At 63.2% G+C, this 21260-nt stretch carries 22 protein-coding genes; 11 read left to right on the forward strand and 11 right to left on the reverse strand.

What is annotated here, in order from left to right; translation table 11 throughout:
* The first annotated feature begins 84 nt into the window (after positions 1–84).
* Positions 85–2763, forward strand: coding sequence for a DNA mismatch repair protein MutS (mutS, locus tag DQ229_RS14475; protein ID WP_114967008.1), 2679 nt, complete (start codon positions 85–87; stop codon positions 2761–2763).
* 21 nt (positions 2764–2784) lie between these two features.
* On the opposite strand, the gene DQ229_RS14480 is transcribed toward mutS, so the two are convergent.
* Together DQ229_RS14480 and hrcA are read right to left on the reverse strand one after the other, a co-directional pair.
* A complete protein-coding gene (locus DQ229_RS14480; RefSeq protein WP_114966977.1) occupies positions 2785–3366 on the reverse strand; it encodes a nucleotide exchange factor GrpE in 582 nt (193 codons plus the stop codon).
* A 3-nt stretch (positions 3367–3369) separates the two neighbouring features.
* A complete protein-coding gene (gene hrcA, locus DQ229_RS14485) occupies positions 3370–4440 on the reverse strand; it encodes a heat-inducible transcriptional repressor HrcA (protein WP_114967009.1) in 1071 nt (356 codons plus the stop codon).
* A 116-nt stretch (positions 4441–4556) separates the two neighbouring features.
* On the opposite strand from hrcA, the gene rph reads away from it, so the two are divergent.
* From rph to hemW, 3 genes are read left to right on the forward strand one after another with little or no spacing between them, the layout of a single operon-like run.
* A complete protein-coding gene (gene rph, locus DQ229_RS14490; RefSeq protein ID WP_114966978.1) occupies positions 4557–5270 on the forward strand; it encodes a ribonuclease PH in 714 nt (237 codons plus the stop codon).
* Positions 5267–5875 (forward strand): RdgB/HAM1 family non-canonical purine NTP pyrophosphatase, encoded by a 609-nt coding sequence (gene rdgB, locus DQ229_RS14495; RefSeq protein WP_114966979.1) that lies wholly within the window; start codon positions 5267–5269, stop codon positions 5873–5875. Before rph ends, rdgB begins: the two co-directional genes overlap by 4 nt.
* A complete protein-coding gene (gene hemW / locus DQ229_RS14500; protein WP_114966980.1) occupies positions 5838–7046 on the forward strand; it encodes a radical SAM family heme chaperone HemW in 1209 nt (402 codons plus the stop codon). Before rdgB ends, hemW begins: the two co-directional genes overlap by 38 nt.
* A 22-nt stretch (positions 7047–7068) precedes the next feature.
* Here the strand turns inward: hemW and DQ229_RS14505 are convergent, their stop codons facing one another.
* The 7 genes from DQ229_RS14505 to hemJ form a co-directional block, all read right to left on the reverse strand.
* A complete protein-coding gene (locus DQ229_RS14505) occupies positions 7069–7962 on the reverse strand; it encodes a ParB/RepB/Spo0J family partition protein (RefSeq protein ID WP_114966981.1) in 894 nt (297 codons plus the stop codon).
* A complete protein-coding gene (locus tag DQ229_RS14510; protein ID WP_238381114.1) occupies positions 7955–8797 on the reverse strand; it encodes a ParA family protein in 843 nt (280 codons plus the stop codon). The genes DQ229_RS14505 and DQ229_RS14510 overlap by 8 nt, the downstream gene beginning before the upstream one ends.
* Positions 8790–9407 (reverse strand): 16S rRNA (guanine(527)-N(7))-methyltransferase RsmG, encoded by a 618-nt coding sequence (gene rsmG, locus DQ229_RS14515; protein ID WP_114966982.1) that lies wholly within the window; start codon positions 9405–9407, stop codon positions 8790–8792. The genes DQ229_RS14510 and rsmG overlap by 8 nt, the downstream gene beginning before the upstream one ends.
* The gene (gene mnmG, locus DQ229_RS14520) at positions 9404–11278 is read right to left on the reverse strand and encodes a tRNA uridine-5-carboxymethylaminomethyl(34) synthesis enzyme MnmG (protein WP_114966983.1); all 1875 of its coding nucleotides are present in this window, start codon (positions 11276–11278) and stop codon (positions 9404–9406) included. The genes rsmG and mnmG overlap by 4 nt, the downstream gene beginning before the upstream one ends.
* A gap of 2 nt (positions 11279–11280) precedes the next feature.
* Entirely contained in the window at positions 11281–12588 is a 1308-nt protein-coding gene (gene mnmE / locus DQ229_RS14525) for a tRNA uridine-5-carboxymethylaminomethyl(34) synthesis GTPase MnmE (protein ID WP_114966984.1), read from the reverse strand.
* Between the two features lie 3 nt (positions 12589–12591).
* Positions 12592–13863, reverse strand: coding sequence for a transcription termination factor Rho (gene rho / locus DQ229_RS14530; protein WP_114966985.1), 1272 nt, complete (start codon positions 13861–13863; stop codon positions 12592–12594).
* A gap of 146 nt (positions 13864–14009) precedes the next feature.
* Positions 14010–14456, reverse strand: coding sequence for a protoporphyrinogen oxidase HemJ (hemJ, locus tag DQ229_RS14535; protein WP_114966986.1), 447 nt, complete (start codon positions 14454–14456; stop codon positions 14010–14012).
* Positions 14457–14853: 397 nt separating this feature from the next.
* On the opposite strand from hemJ, the gene DQ229_RS14540 reads away from it, so the two are divergent.
* From DQ229_RS14540 to dnaQ, 4 genes are read left to right on the forward strand one after another with little or no spacing between them, the layout of a single operon-like run.
* Positions 14854–15453: a Maf family protein gene (locus DQ229_RS14540; RefSeq protein WP_114967011.1), complete on the forward strand. Its 600-nt coding sequence runs from the start codon at positions 14854–14856 to the stop codon at positions 15451–15453.
* Entirely contained in the window at positions 15450–16289 is an 840-nt protein-coding gene (locus tag DQ229_RS14545) for a shikimate dehydrogenase (RefSeq protein ID WP_114966987.1), read from the forward strand. The genes DQ229_RS14540 and DQ229_RS14545 overlap by 4 nt, the downstream gene beginning before the upstream one ends.
* Positions 16286–16891 (forward strand): dephospho-CoA kinase, encoded by a 606-nt coding sequence (gene coaE / locus DQ229_RS14550; protein WP_114966988.1) that lies wholly within the window; start codon positions 16286–16288, stop codon positions 16889–16891. The genes DQ229_RS14545 and coaE overlap by 4 nt, the downstream gene beginning before the upstream one ends.
* Entirely contained in the window at positions 16884–17588 is a 705-nt protein-coding gene (gene dnaQ / locus DQ229_RS14555; protein WP_114966989.1) for a DNA polymerase III subunit epsilon, read from the forward strand. The genes coaE and dnaQ overlap by 8 nt, the downstream gene beginning before the upstream one ends.
* A gap of 36 nt (positions 17589–17624) precedes the next feature.
* On the opposite strand, the gene secB is transcribed toward dnaQ, so the two are convergent.
* Entirely contained in the window at positions 17625–18182 is a 558-nt protein-coding gene (secB, locus tag DQ229_RS14560; protein WP_114967012.1) for a protein-export chaperone SecB, read from the reverse strand.
* 61 nt (positions 18183–18243) lie between these two features.
* On the reverse strand, positions 18244–18777 hold the full coding sequence (locus tag DQ229_RS14565; protein WP_114966990.1) for an FxsA family protein: 534 nt from the start codon (positions 18775–18777) through the stop codon (positions 18244–18246).
* Positions 18778–18884: 107 nt separating this feature from the next.
* Between DQ229_RS14565 and DQ229_RS14570 the strand changes: the two genes are divergently transcribed.
* The 3 genes from DQ229_RS14570 to DQ229_RS14580 are packed head-to-tail and all read left to right on the forward strand — an operon-like array spanning position 18885 to position 21253.
* Entirely contained in the window at positions 18885–19553 is a 669-nt protein-coding gene (locus DQ229_RS14570) for a Tim44/TimA family putative adaptor protein (protein WP_114966991.1), read from the forward strand.
* The gene (gene mltA, locus DQ229_RS14575; protein ID WP_114966992.1) at positions 19550–20614 is read left to right on the forward strand and encodes a murein transglycosylase A; all 1065 of its coding nucleotides are present in this window, start codon (positions 19550–19552) and stop codon (positions 20612–20614) included. The genes DQ229_RS14570 and mltA overlap by 4 nt, the downstream gene beginning before the upstream one ends.
* A 3-nt stretch (positions 20615–20617) precedes the next feature.
* Positions 20618–21253, forward strand: a complete 636-nt coding sequence (locus tag DQ229_RS14580) for a Smr/MutS family protein (RefSeq protein WP_114966993.1) — start codon at positions 20618–20620, stop codon at positions 21251–21253.
* Positions 21254–21260 lie beyond the last annotated feature (7 nt).

The following is a 21260-nucleotide window of genomic DNA, read 5'->3' on the forward strand; positions in this document are numbered from 1 at the left end:
AGCCGCCTTGGCGAGTTGTTTTGGACCTTTCACCATATCGAAGCCTTCGCTACGTTGCAGCAAATCCGCGCGAAGGGGGAAGCGTTGAGCGATACATCCGCAACCGTCACGCCGATGATGGCGCAGTATCTCGGCATCAAGGCCGAGCATCCCGATGCGTTGCTGTTCTACCGGATGGGCGATTTCTACGAGCTGTTCTTCGACGACGCGGTGGCTGCCTCCGCCGCGCTCGATATCGCGCTGACCAAGCGCGGCAAGCACGAGGGCGAGGATATCGCCATGTGCGGCGTGCCGGTGCATTCGGCCGAAAGCTATCTGCTCAACCTGATCCGCAAGGGGTTTCGCGTGGCCATCGCCGAGCAGATGGAAGACCCCGCCGAGGCGAAGAAGCGCGGGTCAAAATCGGTGGTGCGGCGCGAGGTGGTGCGCCTGGTCACCCCCGGCACCCTGACCGAAGAAAGCTTGCTGGAGGCGCGCCGCCACAACTTTCTGGTCGCTTACGCGCGGGTGCGCGATCAGGGCGCGCTGGCCTGGGTCGATATCTCGACCGGGGCGTTTCGCGTCATGCCCTGCCCCGGCGCGCGGCTGGGCCCTGAACTGGCCCGGCTGGCCCCGCGCGAAGTGTTGCTTGGGGAAGCCGACGAGGCGGAATTCGCCGGCCTGGTGCAGGATTCCGGTGCTGCCGTCACCGCACTGTCGCGCGCCAGCTTCGACAGTACGGGCGCCGAAAAGCGGCTGGGCGCCCTCTATGGGGTTGGCACGCTTGAGGGATTCGGCAGCTTCACCCGCGCCGAACTGTCGGCCATGGGCGCGGTGGTGGAGTATCTGGAGCTGACACAAAGGGGGCAGCTGCCCCTGCTGCGCCCGCCAGTGCGCGAAGACGCGGCGCAAAGCATGCAGATCGACGCGGCGACGCGGCGCAGCCTTGAACTGACCGCAGCACTTTCCGGCGGGCGCGAAGGCTCGCTCCTTGGCACGGTGGATCGCACGCTCACTGCAGGCGGCGCACGGCTGCTGGAGCGCCGCCTCGCCGCCCCGTCGCGCAACCTGACCGAAATCCATGCAAGGCTTGCCTGTGTCGATCATCTGGTTGAGCAGACAGAGTTTCGAACGAGGCTGCGCGAATCGCTGCGCGGGCTGCCCGATATGGACAGGGCGCTATCGCGGCTGGCGCTGGACCGTGGTGGGCCGCGCGACCTTGCAGCGCTGCGCAGCGGGCTTGAGCGCGCGGCGCAGCTTTCCCGGCTGACTGACCCGGCCACGCTGCCGCCGCGGCTGATTGAGGCGGCGCAGGCGCTTGTCGGGCACGATACGCTGAATGATCTGCTGGATCGTGCGCTGGTGGCCGAACCGCCGCTGCTCGCGCGTGACGGTGGCTTCATCGCCGCAGGTCACGACACGGAACTGGATGAGATGCGCGAGTTGCGCGACCAGGGCCGCAGCGTGATCGCACGATTGCAGGCGAAATATGTCGAGGAAACCAGCATTTCCTCGCTCAAGATCAAGCACAACAACGTGCTGGGCTATTTCATCGAGACCACCGCGACCCACGCGCAGAAGATGCTCTCACCGCCGTTGAACGAGGGGTTCATCCACCGCCAGACCACGGCCAATCAGGTACGCTTCACCACGCTGGAACTGTCCGAACTGGAAACGCGCATCCTGAATGCAGGCAACCGCGCGCTGGAGATCGAAAAGCGCCTGTTCGCCGAGTTGCGCGCCGCGGTGCTGGAACAGGCCGGCCCGCTGGGGCAGGTTGCCGCCGCGCTGGCCGAGATCGACCTGGCCGCGGCGCTGGCCGATCTGTCGGTCGCGGAAAACTGGGTCGCACCGAATGTCGATGACAGCCGGGTGTTTCACGTGACCGGCGGGCGGCACCCGGTGGTGGAGCGTGCCCAGCGCAAGGCGGGCGAGCCTTTCATCGCCAATGATTGCAGCCTTGATCCGGGGGCGGCCCATGGCGCGCTCTGGCTGCTTACCGGGCCGAACATGGCGGGCAAGTCGACCTTTCTGCGCCAGAACGCGCTGATCTGCGTGCTTGCACAAGCCGGCAGCCACGTGCCCGCCGACATGGCGCATATCGGCCTGGTCAGCCAGTTGTTCAGCCGGGTCGGCGCCTCGGATGATCTGGCGCGGGGGCGATCGACCTTCATGGTCGAGATGATCGAGACTGCCGCGATCCTGAACCAGGCGGACGAACACGCGCTGGTGATCCTCGATGAGATCGGGCGCGGCACCGCCACATGGGACGGGCTGTCGATCGCCTGGGCGACGCTCGAGCATCTGCATGACGTCAACCGCTGCCGCGGGCTGTTCGCCACGCATTACCACGAACTCACCTCGCTGAGCGGGCGGCTGGCTGGGGTCGAGAACGCAAATGTCGCGGTCAAGGAATGGGAAGGCGAAGTGATCTTCCTGCACGAGGTGCGGCAGGGGGCGGCGGATCGCTCTTATGGGGTGCAGGTTGCGCGGCTGGCCGGCCTGCCCGGCGCCGTGGTGGAGCGCGCCCGCACCGTGCTGGAAACACTGGAAAAGGGGGATCGCGAAGGGGGCGGCGGCAAGGAAACGCTGATCGACGATCTGCCGCTGTTCTCAGCCCGCCCGGTCAGCACGACGCCCCGACAGGCCACGCAAAGCGGCGCCTCCGCGCTGGAGGCGCGGCTGCGCGAGGTACTGCCCGATGACCTCACCCCGCGCGAAGCGCTCGCGCTGCTTTACGATCTTCGGGCGATGCTGCCGGACGGCAGCGACGGGCCGGGCTGAGCCCGCCGGATCACCCGGTTATCACGCGGGGCGGGACGATACGCCAACCTGCGCCGGGCGCAGCAGCTGATCATGGATGCGGAACCCTTCGGCCATGACCTGAATGATCTGGCCGGCAGCGAAATCAGGCACAGGAGCCTCGAACATCGCCTCGTGCAGATGCGGGTCGAAGGTGTCGCCCGGCTGCGGCACGATGCGCTCCACCCCGTGGCGGGCCAGGATGTTGGTCAGTTCGCGCATGGTCAGCTCGACCCCGTCAACCAGACCGGGAGCGGCGGCGCGGGTCTCATCATTGGCGGCCTCCAGCGCACGGCTGAGATTGTCGTAGACAGGCAGCAAGTCGCGCGCGAGCCTTGACCCGCCATAAAGCTGGGCGTCGCGGCGATCCTTTTCGGCACGCTTGCGCACGTTCTCGGCCTCGGCGAAGGCGCGCAACATGCGGTCGCGGTACTCGTCCCGCTCGGCCTGCAATGCGGCGATCTCGGCCTCGGGATCGGCGCTCTCGGCGGCGTACTCGGCCCCGTCTTCGGCAAGGCCCTCCTGCTGATCGGGTTCGCCTTGCTGCATATCCTCGAACTCTGCTGTGTTCTTCGCTTGTGCCATTTCCTACCTCTTGCCCCGGTCACCCAGAATCCGGCCGACCAGTTGCGCCGTATAATCCACGATAGGCACGATGCGCCCGTAGTTGAGCCGGGTCGGACCAATCACGCCCACCGCGCCGATGATCTTTCGATCTGCGTTCATATATGGAGAGACCACCAGAGAGGAACCCGTCAGAGAAAAAAGCTTGTTCTCCGAGCCGATAAAAATGCGCACGCCGTCGCCTTCCTCGGCAAGTTCCAGAAATTCGGCGATATCGCGCTTGCGCTCGAGATCGTCGAAAAGCTGCTTGATGCGCTCCAACTCTTCCTCGGCGCCGGGTTCCGACAACAGGTTCGCCCGGCCGCGCACGATCAGCCGCTCGTAAGGTTCGCCCTCGTTTTCCCAAACGGCGACCCCGCTTTGCACCAGCGCCTGGGCGAGCGCGTCAATCTCCTGCCGGCGAGACGCGATCTCGGCGCCGATGCGGCCGCGCAGATCGGTCAGCGTGCGGCCCTCTGCCATCGCATTGAGGAAATTCGCAGCCTCGCGCATCGACGAGGGCGTCTGCCCCGGCGGCGGCGCAAAGACCCGGTTTTCCACATGGCCATCGGCAAAGACCAGAACGACAAGCGCACGGTCGGGCGCAAGGCTCACGAACTCGATATGGCGGATGGGGGCTTCGTGCTTGGGGGTCAGCACCAGGCTGGCGCTGTGGGTCAGGCCGGAAAGCGCGGAACCGACACGATCGAGCAGGGTTGCGGTGTCGCGCTCGTTGCTGCCCAGGGTCGCATCCAGATGCTCGCGGTCGGTCGCGTTGACGGGGGCGACTTCAAGCAGGCCATCCACAAAGAGCCGCAGGCCAAGCTGCGTGGGAATCCGCCCCGCCGAGACATGCGGGCTGTCGAGCAGGCCCATGTATTCGAGGTCCTGCATGACATTGCGTACCGTGGCCGCGGAAACCTTTTCCTCAAGCTGGCGCGTGAGTGTGCGCGACCCGATCGGATCGCCCGAAGCCAGATAGGATTCGACCACGCGGCGAAAGACCTCGCGCGAGCGGTCGTTCAGCTCTGACAACAAGCGTGCACCATCGTTCATGGTCGTGGTTTCTCCCATGGCTGCCCTTTATGGGTGATCCCGCGCGGCCGTCAATCGGGGTTGCACCTTCAGGGCGGGCGCATGTAACTGCCTGCAAAGCACTGAAAGGATACCTCATGCGACCGTCGGGAAGAGACCTAAGCACTTTGCGCGATGTTTCAATCGATACCGGCGTGACGAAACACGCCGAAGGATCCTGCCTGATCCGGATGGGCGAGACGCATGTCCTGTGCACCGCCTCCGTCGAGGACCGCACACCGCCGTTTCTGCGCAACACCGGGCTGGGATGGGTGACGGCGGAATACGGGATGCTGCCGCGCGCCACCACCACGCGCAATCGGCGCGAGGCTGCGCAGGGAAAGCAGACGGGAAGAACCGTGGAAATTCAAAGGCTTATAGGGCGGTCCTTGCGCGCCGGCATCGATCGCTCGGCGTTGGGAGAGCGACAGATCACTGTCGATTGCGATGTGCTTCAGGCCGATGGCGGCACCCGCTGCGCCGCAATCACCGGCGGATGGGTCGCGCTGCGCCTCGCGGTGAACAAGCTGCTCGAGGCCGGGGTGATCGCAAGCGACCCGATGATCGATTCGGTGGCGGCGATCAGCTGCGGGATCTATGCGGGGCAGCCGGTGCTGGACCTCGATTACGCCGAGGACAGCGCGGCAGGCGTGGACGGCAATTTCGTGCTGACCGGCGCGGGGCGGCTGATCGAAGTTCAGATGTCCGCCGAGGGCGCGACATTCTCACGCGAACAGATGAAAGAGCTGCTGGATCTGGCTTATGCCGGGGTCGACGCGCTGACCGATGCGCAGAAAGCCGCAGTCACATGAAAGGGCTGATCGACAGCACGCTGCTGGTGGCAACACATAACCGCGGCAAGCTGGAGGAGATCGCGCATCTGCTGGAGCCTTATGGCATAACCTGCAAGGGCGCCGCGGAGTTCGGACTGCCGGAGCCGGAAGAAACAGAGACAAGCTTTGCCGGCAACGCCCGGATCAAGGCCCATGCCGCCGCGCGCGCCACCGGGCTGCCCGCGCTGGCCGATGACTCGGGGCTCTGCGTCGAGGCGCTGAAGGGGGCGCCAGGTGTTTACACGGCCGACTGGGCCGAAACCGGCGCGGGGCGCGATTTCAATATGGCAATGGAACGGGTCTGGCGCGAATTGCAGGCCAGCGGCACATCTGCGCCGTATCATGCGCAGTTCCGCTGCACCCTCGTTCTGGCGGCGCCGGATGGGCGCGATGCGGTTTTCGAAGGCGTGGCGAAAGGCCAGATCGTCTGGCCCATGCGCGGCGATCAAGGCCATGGCTATGACCCGATCTTCCTGCCGAACGGATACAGCCAAACCTTCGGAGAAATGGATCGGTGGGAAAAGAACCGCATCAGCCATCGCGCCGATGCTTTCCGAAAATTCACAGAGGGCTGTTTTGGCTGATATTTATGCCATCGGGGAGGATTGGCGCGAAGGCGGGTTCGGGCTATATTTTCACTGGCCTTTCTGCGAAGCCAAGTGCCCCTATTGCGACTTCAACAGCCATGTGGCCGGCGCCATCGACCAGGGGCGCTGGCGCGCGGCCTTTCGCAGCGAAATTGCCCGCGTTGCCGCGCTCACACCGGGGCGCGTGGTTAACAGTGTCTTTTTCGGAGGCGGCACCCCCAGCCTGATGGAGGCTGAAACGGTTGCCGCGGTGCTGCAAGCCGTGCAGGCAGCCTGGCCGCTGGCCAATGACCTGGAAGTCACGCTGGAAGCCAACCCGCGCAGCGTCGAGGCGGCCCGGTTCAAAGCCTATCGCGACGCCGGAGTGAACCGGGTGTCGATGGGGATGCAGGCCCTCAATGATGCGGATCTACGACGACTGGGGCGCCTGCACAGCGTGCAGGAGGGCATCGCGGCCTTTGAGACGGCGCAGGCGGTTTTTGATCGTGTAAGTTTCGATCTGATCTATGCGCGGCAAGATCAGAGCCTGAAAGCCTGGGAATCCGAGCTTTCGCAAGCGCTCGGCATGGCGGCAGATCATCTTTCGCTCTATCAGTTGACCATCGAGGCCGGGACAGCCTTTGGCGCAAGAGCCGCAGGAGGGCGGCTGCACGGCCTGCCGGATGATGATGTGTCAGCCGATATGTATATGATAACGCAAGATATTTGTGAGGGGTTCGGGTTCTCGGGATACGAGACTTCAAACCATGCGGCGCCAGGGGCGGAGTCACGGCATAATCTGATCTACTGGCGTTCCGGGGATTATGCCGGGATCGGCCCGGGAGCACACGGGCGCCTGACCTTGCCCGGCCGGGGGCGCATTGCCACCGAGACGCCGCTTTCGCCCGACGCCTGGCTTGCGCGTGTTGAGAAGACCGGAGACGGCACATCGCGCGAAAGCCCCCTGCCCCCGGAAGATCAGGCAATGGAATACCTGATGATGGCGCTGCGCTTGACCGAGGGTTGCGACCTGGAGCGCTACGCGCGGCTGAATGGCGCTGCGCTTTCGCCCGAGAAACTGGCATCACTGGAAGAAATGGCGCTGGTGCAGCGGGATGGCCAACGATTGCGGACAACCGTGCAAGGGCGAATCGTTCTAAACGCGATCCTTCGCGAGTTGTTGGCGTAGCGAATTGCGGTCAGGGATCGGCTCAGCGGTTCTGTGACAGAAGCTGGCAGAGTTGATCCAGCGCCTCGATCGTCTTGTAGCGGATGATGACCTGGCCTTCGCCGTTAATCTCGCTGTGCTCAATGACAACCGACATGCCGAGCGTGGCGGAGAGATCCTGCTCGAGCACCCTGGTATCGGCATCCTTTTCATACAGGCGGCCACGGCGCGGTCGCGCGGCAGCCGGGCCCTTGCGAGCAAGCGATTCGGCCTGCCGCACCGAAAGCCCGCGGCTTATCACCTGCCGCGCCAGAGATGCCGGATCATCGGAAGTGATAAGCGCCCGGGCGTGACCCGCGCTGAGCTGTCCGTCGCGAAGATAGGTCTGGACCTCCTCGGGCAGTTGCAGCAGTCGCATCAGGTTGGCGATGTGACTACGGCTTTTGCCAAGGGCCTCGGCAAGCTTCTGCTGGGTGTGGCCGAAGCGCTCCATCAACTGATGGTAGCCCTGGGCCTCGTCGATGGGGTTGAGATCGGCACGCTGGATATTCTCGATGATCGCGATTTCAAGGACCTCGCTATCCGAGAACGTGCGGACCAGAACCGGAACCTCGTGCAGCCTGGCCATCTGCGCGGCGCGCCAGCGGCGTTCCCCCGCTACGATCTGGTATATGTCGGGCTGGTCAGGCATCTGCCGCACGATCAGCGGCTGGATAATTCCCTTGGAGCGGATGGAGCTGGCCAGCTCTTCCAGCGCCTCGGGTGAGAAATGGCGGCGCGGCTGCGCCGGGTTGGGCACGATCTTTTCGACCGGCACGCGAAGATCGGGGCTTGCCGGCGCACGCTCACCGCCGGAAGCGCCTGATTCAACGGCGACATCGGCCATCAGAGCCGACAGGCCACGGCCCAGACCGCGGCGTTCTTTTCGATCAGACATTCTCTTTGGTCCCCAAAGGCTGAAGGCCGGCATGGCGTGCGTTGAGCTCGTGCGCCAATGTGCGATAGGCTTCGCTGCCGCGCGAGTGCGGATCATAGGTGAGCGCCGGAATGGCGTAGGAAGGGGCCTCGCTCAGCCGAACATTCCGGGGAATTTTCGTTTTGAAAACAAGGTCTCCCAGATTTTCGCGGGCGTCGGCCTCGACCTGCTGGGCCAGATTGTTGCGGCGATCATACATTGTGAGCAGCACACCCTCGATACGCAGGGCCGGATTTGCTGTCTGGCGGACTTCGCGCACGGTAAGCATGAGCTGCGAGAGGCCCTCAAGCGCAAAGAATTCCGCTTGAAGCGGAACCAGCACCGAATGCGCGGCGACCATGGCGTTTATTGTGAGCATGCTCAGAGATGGTGGGCAATCGATCAGGATGTAATCGAAACCAAAGGCCTCCATCCCCGGCTGGCGGAGCGCATCATGCAAAAGGAAGCTGCGTTTTTCATTTGCGAGCATCTCGATATCGGCAGAGGAGAGATCGGTTGTCGCCGGGCAGATCGTTAGGCCGGCCTGGCTGGTCTCACGTACGACATCGCGCAGCGGCGCCTCATCGAACAGCAGGTCATATGTTGTGAGAGCGCGCTCGCTCACCGCAACGCCAAGCCCTGTGGAAGCGTTGCCTTGCGGATCGAGATCGACAAGAAGGACCTTCAACCCCCCCTCGGACAGGGCAGCAGCGAGGTTGATCGCCGTGGTTGTCTTGCCCACGCCGCCTTTCTGGTTCGCAATAGCAATGATTCGCGGGCGGGCGGGCGCAGGTGGCACGAGTTTCTGATCAGACACGCGAAAGCCCTTCGATGCTGAGAATGACGCTATCGGGATCGGTACGGCTTGGATATTTCTGAACCGAGAACCGCCAGGTTTCAAGGGCTGCGGCGATTTCGTTGGCGTAATTGCGCCCTTTGGGGAGTATTGCGCGCCCACCAGGCGCCAGGTGCCGCTCAGCAAGGCCGAGCAGATCGGGCAGCGGCGCCAAGGCGCGGGCGGAAACGACATCAGCCGCCATGGGCGACAAGGATTCGGCGCGCGCCACCTCAATACCGACATCGACACCGGCACCTTTCGCTGCCGTACGCAAAAACGCGGCCTTTCTGGCGTCGCTTTCAACCAGGGTTACATGCAGATCAGGCGCCTTCTCATGTGCGATGATCGCCACGACAAGCCCGGGCAGGCCGCCACCACTTCCAAGGTCGAGCCAGGTTCTTGCTCCGGGCGGAAGCAAGAGAAAAAGCTGCGCGGAATCCATGATGTGTCGTTCCCAAAGGGAATCGGCTGTCTTTGCCGAGATCAGGTTTATGGCGCGCGTCCACTTCCGCAAGAGATCGGCATAGGCCTCAAGCCGAACGACTGTTTCACGTGAAACATTCAGGCCGGCCAGGAGCTGTTCGCTCATACGGCGATCTCTCCGCGCGAAGTCTTTCGGATATGGAGCAATATCACTGTTAGCGCCGCCGGCGTCATCCCTTCGATCCGGCCGGCCTGCCCGATCGTTGCAGGGCGCACACGCTCGAGCTTGTCCTGAAGCTCATTTGAAAGCCCGCTCAGCCCCTTGAAGCTAAGCGTTTCAGGAATTCCGATTGCTTCGTCACGCTTGAGCGCCGCTATCTCGCCGCGTTGCCGGTCGATATAATGCGCATAGATTGCCTCACGCTGAAGCTGCCGGGAAGTCTCAGCGGGCAGGCGGCCGGCCTGTGGAATCAGCTTTGAGACAACAGTCATTTCAATGCCTGGAAGGGCAAGCAGATCGAGCCCGCTTCGGCGCCTGCCATCTTGATTCACCTTGATCCCCTGTGCGGCGAGTTGTTGAGGGGTAAACGATGCCCCGCCCAACAGGCCGCGGGCGCCTTCAAGCTTCTCCAGCTTGTTCTCAAAGGCGCATCTGCGCGCCTCCCCGACGCACCCGCACGCAATCCCCATCGGCGTGAGGCGTTGATCGGCATTGTCGGCCCGGAGGTGCAGGCGGTATTCAGCCCGAGAAGTGAACATCCGATACGGCTCCGTCACACCGCGGGTAACAAGGTCATCGATCATCACCCCAATATACGAATTGGAGCGATCAAAGGCGATCGGGCAAGCCACGCCAGCCTTTTGCGCAGCCGACAACCCCGCCACAACCCCCTGTGCAGCCGCCTCTTCATAGCCGGTTGTTCCATTGATCTGCCCAGCCAGAAAAAGCCCCGGCGCTGCACGCAATTCCAGCCCTGCGGTCAACGCCCTGGGATCAATGTAGTCATACTCGATCGCATACCCCGGCTGAAGAATCCGCGCGCCTTCGAGGCCGGTGATCGAATGTACCAGTCGCTCCTGAACGTCCAGAGGAAGCGAGGTGGAAATTCCGTTCGGATATACGGCGTTATCTTCGAGGCCCTCGGGCTCGAGGAAAATCTGGTGGGACTCCTTCTCGGCGAATCGCACAACCTTGTCTTCGACAGAGGGGCAGTATCTTGGGCCTACACCAGTAATCCCGCCTCCGTACATCGCGGAAACATGCAGATTTTCGCGAATTATATCATGAGTCCGCGCGTTTGTGTGCGTGATCCCACAGGACACTTGCCGCACGGCAGGCGCCCCCGAGAGAAACGAAAGCATCTCCGGGTGCTCATCTCCTGGCTGCGATTCCAGCGCGTTCCAGTCAATCGTCCGGCCATCCAGACGGGGTGGAGTGCCGGTTTTCAGCCGGCCCATCGGTAGCGAGAGGTCATCGAGCCGCTGTGCAAGCCGTTCGGATGGCCGCTCTCCCATCCGTCCACCCTTACGCCGCTCCCGGCCAATATGAATTTCGCCCCGCAGAAATGTGCCTGTCGTCAGCACGACCGCAGCGGCAGAAAGGCGTACACCAGAAGCCAGGTTGACGCCCTTCACAGCCGCGCCTTGCATCCAGAGATCGGAAACCTCGCCCTCGATCACCGATAGCCTCGGCGTTGCTGCAATCTCCTCCTGCATTGCCCTGCGATAAAGCGCGCGATCGATCTGCGCGCGCGGGCCCTGCACCGCCGGCCCTTTTCGCCGGTTGAGAAGCCGATACTGAATTCCGGCGCGATCGGCGATCCGGCCCATCAGTCCGTCCAGCGCATCGATTTCGCGAATCAGGTGCCCCTTGCCCAATCCACCCATCGCCGGATTACAGGACATGACACCAATACCATCCGCGCGCAGCGTAACCAACGCAACCGAAACACCAAGGCGCGCGGCCACATGGGCGGCTTCAACCCCGGCATGGCCGCCCCCGACAACGATCACGTCAAAATGTTTCACGTGAAACACCCTTACTTTCCAATACAGAAGCTGGAGAAGATTTCATCCAACACATGCTCCACATCAACGCGCCCAACCAGAACATCCAGGCTATGAAGCGCCCCGCGCAACTCTTCCGCTGCCAGATCCGCCCGAGCCTGTCCGAAAGCAAGCTCACGGCGCGCATCCTCAAGGTACTTCACTGCCCGCTCCACAGCAATGCGCTGCCGCGCCCGAATGACCGCCGAGGCACCCGTAACCCGTTTTTCAAGCCGCGCGCGGATCGCCTCGATCAGCGCGTCCACCCCTTCCCCCGTCACGGCCGATATACTCATGCCCGGCCTTTCCGCAAGGTCGCCTTTGCCAAAAACAACAAGATCATCTGCCTGCGGATGTACCGCCATAATTTCTTCAACATGCTCGGAAACAAGGAAAATTCGCATATCTGCCGCGCGCGCCCTCTCCACCGCGCGCGACACGCCCACCTGCTCCACCGCATCCGTTGTCTCGCGCAGCCCGGCTGTGTCCAGCAATGTCACCGGGATGCCGGAAATATCCATGCGCACCTCAATGACATCGCGCGTGGTTCCCGCGATTTCCGAGGTGATCGCGGCTTCGCGGCCTGCAAGCAGATTCAAGAGCGTCGACTTCCCGATATTCGGCGGGCCGATTATCGCCACTTCGAACCCCTCGCGCAGCCGTTCCGATGCCTTCGCCCCGGCAATCTGCGCTCGCAGCTCCGGCAGCACCGATGCAATCAACCCCTGAACCTCGGGCATCACATCTGAGGGGACGTCCTCATCAGCAAAGTCTATCGTGGCCTCAAGCAGCGCAAGCGCCCGCACGAGGCTCCCCCGCCAGCCCTCCACCATCTTTCCGATCGCCCCGGTGAGCACGCGATACGCCTGTTTTCGTTGCGCTTCGGTCTCCGCCTCGATCAGGTCTGACAGACCTTCGACCTCGGCAAGATCAAGGCAGTCATTCTCCAGCGCGCGGCGGGTGAACTCCCCTGCTTGAGCGGGCCGTAACCCCGCGATCCCGCCCAGCTCGTCCAACACAGCGTCGATCACCGCAAGGCTGCCATGGAGATGCAACTCCCCGATGTCTTCACCAGTAAAGCTCGCCCCCGCCTCGAACAGCAGAACAAGCCCCTGATCCAGCGGCTCTCCAGCGACATTGCGCAAGGTTCGCAGTGATGCGTGCCGGGCCGCGGGCAAAGGGCCGCACAATGCCTCCACCGTCGTCCAGGCCCGCGGCCCGGAAAGGCGGATAACCGCGACACCCGATTTTCCGCGGGTTGTCGTCAGGGCAAAGATGGTATCCGCCCCGCCTCCGGTCATGATTCAGGTATTCATCGAATCGAAGAACTCGGCATTGGTCTTCGTCTGCTTCAACTTCGAGATCAGGAACTCGATCGCATCGGTCGTGCCCATCGGGTTCAGGATGCGCCGCAGAACGAAGGTCTTTTGCAGATCGGCCTTGTCGATCAGCAACTCCTCCTTGCGCGTGCCCGACTTCAGGATGTCCATCGCCGGGAAGACGCGCTTGTCGGCCACCTTCCGGTCCAGCACGAGCTCGCTGTTGCCGGTGCCTTTGAATTCCTCGAAAATCACTTCGTCCATCCGGCTGCCGGTATCGATCAGCGCCGTGGCGATGATGGTCAGCGATCCGCCTTCCTCGATATTCCGCGCCGCGCCGAAAAACCGTTTCGGCCGCTGCAGCGCATTGGCATCGACACCCCCGGTCAGCACCTTGCCCGACGATGGAACAACTGTGTTGAACGCCCGCCCCAAACGGGTGATCGAATCAAGCAAGATCACCACGTCACGCTTGTGTTCGACCAGGCGCTTGGCCTTTTCGATCACCATCTCGGCCACTGCCACATGACGGGTCGCCGGCTCGTCGAAGGTCGAGGAAACAACCTCGCCCTTCACGCTGCGCTGCATGTCCGTCACTTCCTCGGGCCGCTCGTCGATCAGCAGAACGATCAGATAGCATTCCGGATGATTGTTCTCGATCGAGTGGGCAATGTTCTGCAACAGAACGGTTTTCCCTGTCCGCGGCGGTGCAACGATCAGCGCCCGCTGCCCCTTGCCCAACGGCGCCACGATATCGATAATCCGGCCCGATTTGTCCTTCTTCGTCGGATCATCGGTTTCCATGTGAAAGCGTTCATCGGGATAAAGCGGTGTCAGGTTATCGAAATGCACCTTGTGACGCACCCGCTCGGGATCATCGAAGTTGATCCTCGTCGCCCGCACCAGCGAGAAATACCTCTCGTTCTCGCCTGGCGCCTGAATGACCCCCTCGATCGTGTCGCCCGTGCGCAGCGAAAACCGCCGGATCATATCCGACGAAACATAAATGTCATCCGGGCCGGGCAAGTAGTTGGCTTCAGGTGAACGCAGGAAGCCGAACCCGTCCTGCAACACCTCGATCACCCCGTCGCCGGAAATCTCCCAGCCATCCTCGGCACGTTCCTTGAGGATCGAGAACATCATCTCGCCCTTGCGCATCGAAGGGGCGTTCTCGATCTCCAGATCCTCCGCCATGGCGAGAAGTTCTGCGGGGCTGTGCCTTTTGAGATCCGAAAGATTGAGGCGTTCGCTGGTCATTTCTGGTCCTGCCTGGACGAAACGGAGCCACGAGCCAGAAGCAATGCTCCGAATGCAACTATCGGGAAAACACCATGCCGGACGGCTGGTTCGCGCTTCGCCTACACGCTCGCCATCGCCGAGTCAACCTGGGCATGCCCAACCCCTTACGGCTTCACGATCACCGAGATCACGATCACCAGCATCAACACCGTCGGCACTTCGTTCATCATCCGATAGCGCCGGCCACTCAACAGGTTGCGCCCCTGCAGAAAATCACGCCTGCGTGCCGCCAGCCACATATGGAACCAGCTCATCGCGATTATACCGGCCAGTTTTGTCCAGGGCCAGATCTGGCCCCAGTCGATCACGCCAGGAACCGACGCAAGCAGCAAGCCCGACAGCCAGACCGCGATCATCGCCGGATTCATGATCACCCGAAGCAGCTTTTCCTCCATGGTCTGGAAAAGGCCATCCGCCGCTTCGCCGGTTTTCACACGTTCACTGTGATAAACGAACAGCCTGGGCAGGTAGAACAGCCCCGCCATCCAGGCGATCACCGACATGACATGAAATGCCTTGATCCATAGGTAATAGGCGGCAAGCCAACCCATCTTTGTCACCTCACTGCGATCCCTTCACCCTAAATAAAGAAAAAAGAAAATAAGGGAATGATGATGATGTAGGGGATGGGGATAATGTTGATTACTGGTTCATCCTCAGCCTTATCCACAGCGACGGGTCTGGCAGGAATGCTCTAGAATCCCGGAAGATACATAAAAATACTGTGTTATTACCGTAAGTTGAATGAGGTCTCAGCATTTCTTCGCTCCCCCAAGCACCAGCCTTCGCCATGTTTGCCACAGCCTGCATTCTACCTTTGTCCACTGTGCATGACTGCCCCCGTGGTCTTGCATTGCCGGGCCTGTTATCCCACCACTTCGGCGGGCGCCTGTTTGCCCCCCGGCTTCCGGGCGATTCCTCCCGTTGCTTGTCCACAGGATGGTGAACATGTCTGCACGGCTCGTTCTTGCTTCCTCCTCCCGCACCCGGGCTGACATGCTCACGCGGGCCGGGCTTGAGTTCAGCGCCCGCCCCGCCCGGATTGACGAGGAGAATCTCCGCGCGGCTCTCCTGGAAGAAGGCGCAAACGCGCGCAGCCTCGCCGATGTGCTGGCCGAGCAGAAGGCCTGCAAGGTCTCGGCCCGCTGCGCCGGTGCGCTGGTGATCGGCAGCGATCAGATTCTCGAGGCTGATGGGCGTATCCTCAACAAACCGGAAAGCCGCGAGGCCGCGCAGGCGCAGCTTGAGGCCTTGCGCGGGGGCACGCACAGTCTGATTTCCGCCGTCGTTCTGGCGCGCGACGGGCGCCCCGTCTGGCGCAGCATGGACGAGGCACACCTGACCATGCGTGATTTTTCCGACAGCTATTTGCAGGATTACCTTGCCCGCAACTGGCCCGGCTTGCGTGACAGCGTCGGTGGCTACAAGATCGAGGAAGAAGGCCCGCGCCTGTTTTCCAGGATCGAAGGGTCATATTTCACCATACTCGGGCTGCCGTTGCTCGATCTGCTCAACCAGCTTGCCGTGATGAACGAGATAGCCGCATGACAACACACGCTCACATACCCCTTGCCGGCGTGATCGGCGCTCCGATCGCGCACAGCAAATCACCGAGGCTGCACGGGCACTGGCTGGCCCGTTACGGCATTGCAGGCTACTACATCCCTCTCGAAGTCGCGCAAAATGATATTGCCGAAGTCATCCACCTGTTGCCGCGCATGGGATTTGTCGGGGTAAATGTGACCATCCCGCACAAGGAAACCGTGCTCAGGTTGGCCGACAGCGTCACCGATCGTGCCGCCCTCATCGGCGCGGCAAACACCTTGACCTATGCCAAGGATGGCAAGATTCACGCTGATAATACAGATGGCTACGGATTTATCGCCAATCTGCGGCAACACGTCCCCTCCTGGCGCCCGGCAGATGGCCCCGCGGCTGTTCTGGGTGCCGGCGGCGCGGCGCGCGCCGTTGTGTCAGCCCTTCTCGAGGCCGGGGCGCCCGAGATCCGCATCGCCAATCGTACCCGCGCGCGCAGCGAGGCGCTGCGCACCGAGTTCGGCGCCAGGGTCATCGTGTATGACTGGGTGCAGGCGGGAAACATGCTCGAGGATGCGCTCACCGTGGTCAATACCACGGCGCTTGGCATGACGGGCAAGCCTGACCTGCGGGTGCCGCTTGACGGGTTGAACCCCCGCGCAGTGGTCAACGACCTGGTTTACGCCCCACTTCAGACACAGTTTCTGAAAAATGCCGCTGCGCTGGGCTGCATTACCGTGGACGGGCTGGGGATGCTGCTGCACCAGGCGGCGCCGGGGTTCGAGCGCTGGTTCGGCACCCGGCCCGAAGTGGATGATGCAGCGCGTGCCGCGGTGCTCGATCCATGAGCAGACCCTTCATTCTGGGCCTCACCGGCTCGATCGGCATGGGCAAGACAACCACGGCGCAGATGTTCCGTGAGGCCGGCCTGCCAGTCTGGGATGCGGATGCCACGGTGCACCGGCTTTATTCCGCCGGTGCCGAGGGCACGCGCGCTATCGCAAAGCTCTGCCCGCAGGCCGTCGGGCCGGAAGGTGTGGACCGTGCCGTGCTCAAGGCCGCGATCGCCGCCGAGCCAGAGCTTCTGCGCAAGGTGGAGGCGGCGATTCACCCGCTTGTGGCCGCCGATCGTGCGGCGTTCATTGCCCGCGCCGCGTCTGAGGGGCATGATATCATTGTGCTCGATGTGCCGCTGCTTTTTGAAACCGGGCTCGATGCTCAGGCCGATGCCGCGGTTGTGGTCAGCGCCCCGCCCGAGGTTCAGCGCGAACGTGTTCTGGCCCGCCCGGGCATGACCGCGCAGGCCTTCGAGCAGCTTCTCGCGCGGCAGATGCCCGATGCCGAGAAACGCGCGCGCGCTACCCATGTGATCGAGACCCGTGATATGGAAAGCACGCGCGCCGCCGTGCGCGCCGTGATTGCCCGGATCAGGAGCCAGAGAGATGCGTGAAATCGTGCTCGATACCGAAACCACGGGTTTCGAGCCCGAGGAAGGCCACCGCATTGTCGAGATCGGCGCGGTCGAACTGTTCAACCACCTGCCCACGGGGCAGTATTTTCACCAGTATATCAACCCCGAACGCACCGTGCCGAAAGAGGCGTTTCAGGTCCACGGCCTGGGCGATGACTTTCTGGCCGACAAACCGGTCTTCGCGGCCATCGCCGATGCCTTTCTCGAATTTGTCGGCGGCGCGCGGCTGGTCATCCACAATGCAGCTTTCGACATGCGCTTTCTCAACGCCGAATTGCGCTGGTGCGCCCGTCCGCTGCTGCCCGAGAACCAGGCCTTCGACACCCTTACCCTGGCGCGGCGCAAGTTTCCCGGCTCGCCCGCGTCGCTCGATGCGCTGTGCCGCCGTTTCGGGATCGACAATTCCGCGCGCGAAAAGCACGGCGCGTTGCTCGATTCGGAAATTCTGGCCGAGGTTTATCTCGAACTGATCGGCGGCCGGCAGCCTGATTTTGCACTTGGCGCGGCGGGCCAGCCGGAGGTCGGCGGCGGCCGAGCGGATGCGGCGGGGCAAGGCTGGCGCCCGCGCCCGCGCCCCGTCCCCCTGCCCCCGCGCCTGACCGGGGAAGAGGCCACAGCCCATGCCGAATTCGTGGCCGGGCTGGGGGAGGATGCCTTGTGGAAGAAATTCAGCTGAGGCGGCTGCCCGGCGTTACCGCCGGGCAGGCATTGCTCAGGCGGGTTTGGTTTCGCCATTGCCGCCTTCGGCGCCTTTCTTGAGCGCGGCCTGCCGGGCCAGCTCCTGACGGTAGAGCGCCATGAAATCGACGTTGTCCAGATTGAGCGGCACATACCCCCCGTCACGCGTGACGTCGCTGACGATGCGGCGCACAAAGGGAAACAGCATCCGCGGGCATTCGATCAGCAGGAACGGGTGCATCTGCTGTTCGGGCACGCCCTCGATCTTGAAAACCCCGACATATTCCAGCTCGAGCAGGAAGACCGCCTTGCCATCGGCCTTGTTGTTCGAGGTCACGGTGAACTTGGTCACGACCTCGTATTCGTGCTCGGTCTCGCGCTTGCGGGCATCCAGGCCCACCTGCACCTTGATTTCGGGCTGAACGCCCGAGGCCTGCCCGCCGCGCTGGGCAAGCGCATTCTCGAAGGACAGGTCGCGCACATATTGCGACACCACCTGCATTTTTACCTGGGGCGGTTGTTGGCCCTGCTGGGGCTGCTGGGGTTGTTGCGGGGCTGCGCCCGCTCCGTTGCCGTTGCCGTTTTCGGCCATGTCTTTCTCCTGCACAGACATATCAGATCGCCGCGATCTCTAGCAGGTCCGCATGGCGCGCTCAATGCCGAGTCCAGCCTGACGGGCGGCGCTGGCCGCCCCGCGCCGGTGGCCCGGCCTGTTGGTCGCTGCCCGGGCGATCCGGCGCGCGCTCATCGGGCGCAACTTCTTCGAATTCGGCGTCGATGATATCAGGGTCGCCCGGCGCCCGCCCCGGCTTTCGCGCGGCCCGCCCGACAACGACCCGATGCACCCCGTGGCGCAGGATGAAGGCAAGCGCGGCCACGCGCAGCGGCGGAATCAGCAACAGAAAGCCGATCGTGTCGGTCAGAAAACCCGGCGTCAGCAGCAGCGCCCCGGCAAACAGGATCATCACCCCATGCGCCAGCGGCTCCAGCGGATCGCGCGCGCGCTCGAGCGAACGCTGCACATCCGCAAGTGCCCGATGGCCCTGCTGGCGCATAAGCGCGGTGCCCGCCAGGGCGGTCAGAATCACGATGCCCAGCGTGGGCCATAGCGTAAGCCAGCCGCCAACCTGAATGAACAGGGCAATCTCGATCAGCGGAACGACAATGAACAGGGCAAAAAGCCACATGAAACCTCTCCGTTATCTGAAGGTGACAAGGTGGACTTGTCGCCCCTGCGCACTTACATAAGGGCGCAAGCCATGTTACGAAACCCGTTCACCCGCTTGAGGCAATAATGGACTCTGCCGTGCTCCAGCTCCTAGTTCTGGCCGGGATTGCGATTTTCCTGGTTCTCCGCCTGAAAAGCGTTCTCGGTTCGCGCGAGGGGTTCGAAAAGCCGCCGCTGCCCGAGAACCGCGCCGAGTCGGCCGGTATCTCGCATCGCCCGGAATTCGAGGTGATCGAAGGCGGCCCGGATACCGACATAACCGATTATGTCGAGGAAGGCAGCAAACAGGCCGAGGCCCTGGCCGAAATGAAGCGGGTGGATCCGGATTTTCATGTCGGCGATTTCCTGAACGGCGCGCGTCAGGCCTATGAGATGATCCTCATGGCCTTCGAGAGCGGAGACATGGATGCGCTGGTGCCGTTCCTTTCGCGCGATGTCTACGAGAGCTTCATGGAAGTGGTCGAGATACGCGAACGCGAGGGACTGACCGTCGAGGCAGCCTTTGTCGGGCTGCGCGATGTGCGCATTCTCAACGCCTATCTCGACCCCGAGACGTCGGAGGCCGAAATCACCATCCGTTTCGATGCTGAGCTGACTTCGGTGGTGCGCAACAGCGAGGGCGAGATTGTCGAGGGCGACCCGAACGAGATCAAGCGCCAGAAGGATGTCTGGACCTTCGCCCGTGATCTGAGCCGGGATGATCCCAACTGGCAGCTCGTCGCCACGGGTGAGTGAGCCAGGTGCGCCTGCGGTCGGCACTGGCCCTTGTTCTGGGGGCGGGTCTGGCCTTTTCGGGCGGGTCAGGCAGCCGGGCGCTGGCGCTTGAGGCGGAAATCCTGAGTTTCGCCGATCTCGACGGCTGGGACGACGAGGATCACGCCGAAGCCTTTGCGGTTTTCCAATCCACCTGCCCCGACCTGACTGCGCCCGACTGGGTTGTCGTCTGCGCCTTTGCCACCAGCAACCCCGAGCCGCGCGCCTTTTTCGAGCTGTTCTTCCGGCCCGTGCGGCTGTCCGGTCGGCAGCCTGTTCTTTTTACGGGATATTTCGAGCCGGAGCTGCGCGCTGCGTCCGAGCCGGACAAGTTCTACAAATACCCTGTTTACCGCCTTCCGCCAGAACTTGGCCCAGAGGGTTCCGCCGTTGGCAACGGACCGACGCGGGCGGAGATCGATGAACAGGGTGTGCTGGACGGGCGTGGCCTTGAAATCGCCTGGCTGCGCGACCCGGTAGACCTTTATTTTCTTCAGATCCAGGGCTCGGGCCGGCTGCGCATGAGGGGTGGCAGCATCCTGCGCCTGGGGTATGCGGGGCAGAACGGGCATCCGCGGCGCTCCATCGCGTCCGAGCTTGTGCGCCAGGGGGTTTATGAGCCGCATCAGGTTTCCGGTGCCGTGATCCGAAACTGGGTTCGTCGCAACGCCGAAGAAGGGCGCGAGTTGCTCAATCACGATCCATCTTATGTGTTTTTCCGCGAGCTTGATGCGCTACCGGGTGATGATGGGCCACTGGGCGCGATGAACCGGCCGCTGACTGCCGGGCGCTCGATTGCCGTCGATCCGCAGGTTTATCCGCTGGGCGCCCCGATCTGGGTCGAGAAGGAGGGCGAGACTCCCAAGCGGCGGCTGATGATCGCACAGGATACCGGCGGGGCGATCCGCGGGCCGCGCCGCGCCGACCTGTTTCTGGGCACCGGTGCCGAGGCGGGCGAAAAGGCCGCGCGCATTCGCGACCATGGACAGATGGTTGCCCTGCTGCCGATCGAGCAGGCCTATAGCTACGCCTTGGGGTATTGAGCCGTGGCGCGCAAACGCACAGCCCGCGGGTTGCGGCCCGAAGAGCGCGAACTGTGGCGCCGTATAGCGGCCAGCACACGGCCGCTGAGTGGCCAGCCGGTGGCGGCCCGGCGCCAGCAGTCTGATCCGAAGCCGCAGCACGAGCCCCTGGCGCCCCCACCATCCGAAACCCGGCCCGAACCCGCGCAAAGACCTGCGCTGCCGCTGTTTCGCATAGGCTCCCGCGCCGAACCCGAAACAGGGCGCGTCGATCTCGCGACCCCCGCGCCCGAGGCCGTCGGGCAGCATCCGGCGATGGATCGCAAGGCCTTTCAGCGCCTGTCGCGCGGCAAGTTGCGGCCCGAGGCGCGGCTTGACCTGCACGGCATGACCCTGGCCGAGGCGCAGCCGGAACTGATCCGCTTCATCCTGTCGGCACAGGCGGCGGGGCGGCGGCTTGTTCTGGTGATTACCGGCAAGGGGCGCCCGCGCGACGATGACGGCCCGATCCCGCAGCGTGCGGGCGCCCTGCGCCACGAGGTGCCGCTCTGGCTGGCGCGGCCGCCGCTTTCGTCGGCGGTGCTTCAGGTCGCGCGGGCGCATCAGCGCCACGGCGGCGGCGGGGCTTATTATGTCTATTTGCGCAGGTCCGGACGCTGAGCCCTGC

Origin of the sequence: Alkalilacustris brevis (genome assembly GCF_003350345.1) — a bacterium.
In the GTDB taxonomy this organism is placed as follows: domain Bacteria; phylum Pseudomonadota; class Alphaproteobacteria; order Rhodobacterales; family Rhodobacteraceae; genus Alkalilacustris; species Alkalilacustris brevis.

What these genes read in the sequence shown, in the direction of transcription:
- DQ229_RS14480 (WP_114966977.1), bottom strand. Translation starts at nt 3,366, where the DNA reads ATGGCACAAGCGAAGAACACAGCAGAGTTCGAGGATATGCAGCAAGGC.
- hrcA (WP_114967009.1), bottom strand. Translation starts at nt 4,440, where the DNA reads ATGAACGATGGTGCACGCTTGTTGTCAGAGCTGAACGACCGCTCGCGC.
- rph (WP_114966978.1), top strand. Translation starts at nt 4,557, where the DNA reads ATGCGACCGTCGGGAAGAGACCTAAGCACTTTGCGCGATGTTTCAATC.
- rdgB (WP_114966979.1), top strand. Translation starts at nt 5,267, where the DNA reads ATGAAAGGGCTGATCGACAGCACGCTGCTGGTGGCAACACATAACCGC.
- hemW (WP_114966980.1), top strand. Translation starts at nt 5,838, where the DNA reads ATGCTTTCCGAAAATTCACAGAGGGCTGTTTTGGCTGATATTTATGCC.
- DQ229_RS14505 (WP_114966981.1), bottom strand. Translation starts at nt 7,962, where the DNA reads ATGTCTGATCGAAAAGAACGCCGCGGTCTGGGCCGTGGCCTGTCGGCT.
- rsmG (WP_114966982.1), bottom strand. Translation starts at nt 9,407, where the DNA reads ATGAGCGAACAGCTCCTGGCCGGCCTGAATGTTTCACGTGAAACAGTC.
- mnmE (WP_114966984.1), bottom strand. Translation starts at nt 12,588, where the DNA reads ATGACCGGAGGCGGGGCGGATACCATCTTTGCCCTGACGACAACCCGC.
- rho (WP_114966985.1), bottom strand. Translation starts at nt 13,863, where the DNA reads ATGACCAGCGAACGCCTCAATCTTTCGGATCTCAAAAGGCACAGCCCC.
- hemJ (WP_114966986.1), bottom strand. Translation starts at nt 14,456, where the DNA reads ATGGGTTGGCTTGCCGCCTATTACCTATGGATCAAGGCATTTCATGTC.
- DQ229_RS14540 (WP_114967011.1), top strand. Translation starts at nt 14,854, where the DNA reads ATGTCTGCACGGCTCGTTCTTGCTTCCTCCTCCCGCACCCGGGCTGAC.
- DQ229_RS14545 (WP_114966987.1), top strand. Translation starts at nt 15,450, where the DNA reads ATGACAACACACGCTCACATACCCCTTGCCGGCGTGATCGGCGCTCCG.
- coaE (WP_114966988.1), top strand. Translation starts at nt 16,286, where the DNA reads ATGAGCAGACCCTTCATTCTGGGCCTCACCGGCTCGATCGGCATGGGC.
- dnaQ (WP_114966989.1), top strand. Translation starts at nt 16,884, where the DNA reads ATGCGTGAAATCGTGCTCGATACCGAAACCACGGGTTTCGAGCCCGAG.
- secB (WP_114967012.1), bottom strand. Translation starts at nt 18,182, where the DNA reads ATGGCCGAAAACGGCAACGGCAACGGAGCGGGCGCAGCCCCGCAACAA.
- DQ229_RS14565 (WP_114966990.1), bottom strand. Translation starts at nt 18,777, where the DNA reads ATGTGGCTTTTTGCCCTGTTCATTGTCGTTCCGCTGATCGAGATTGCC.
- DQ229_RS14570 (WP_114966991.1), top strand. Translation starts at nt 18,885, where the DNA reads ATGGACTCTGCCGTGCTCCAGCTCCTAGTTCTGGCCGGGATTGCGATT.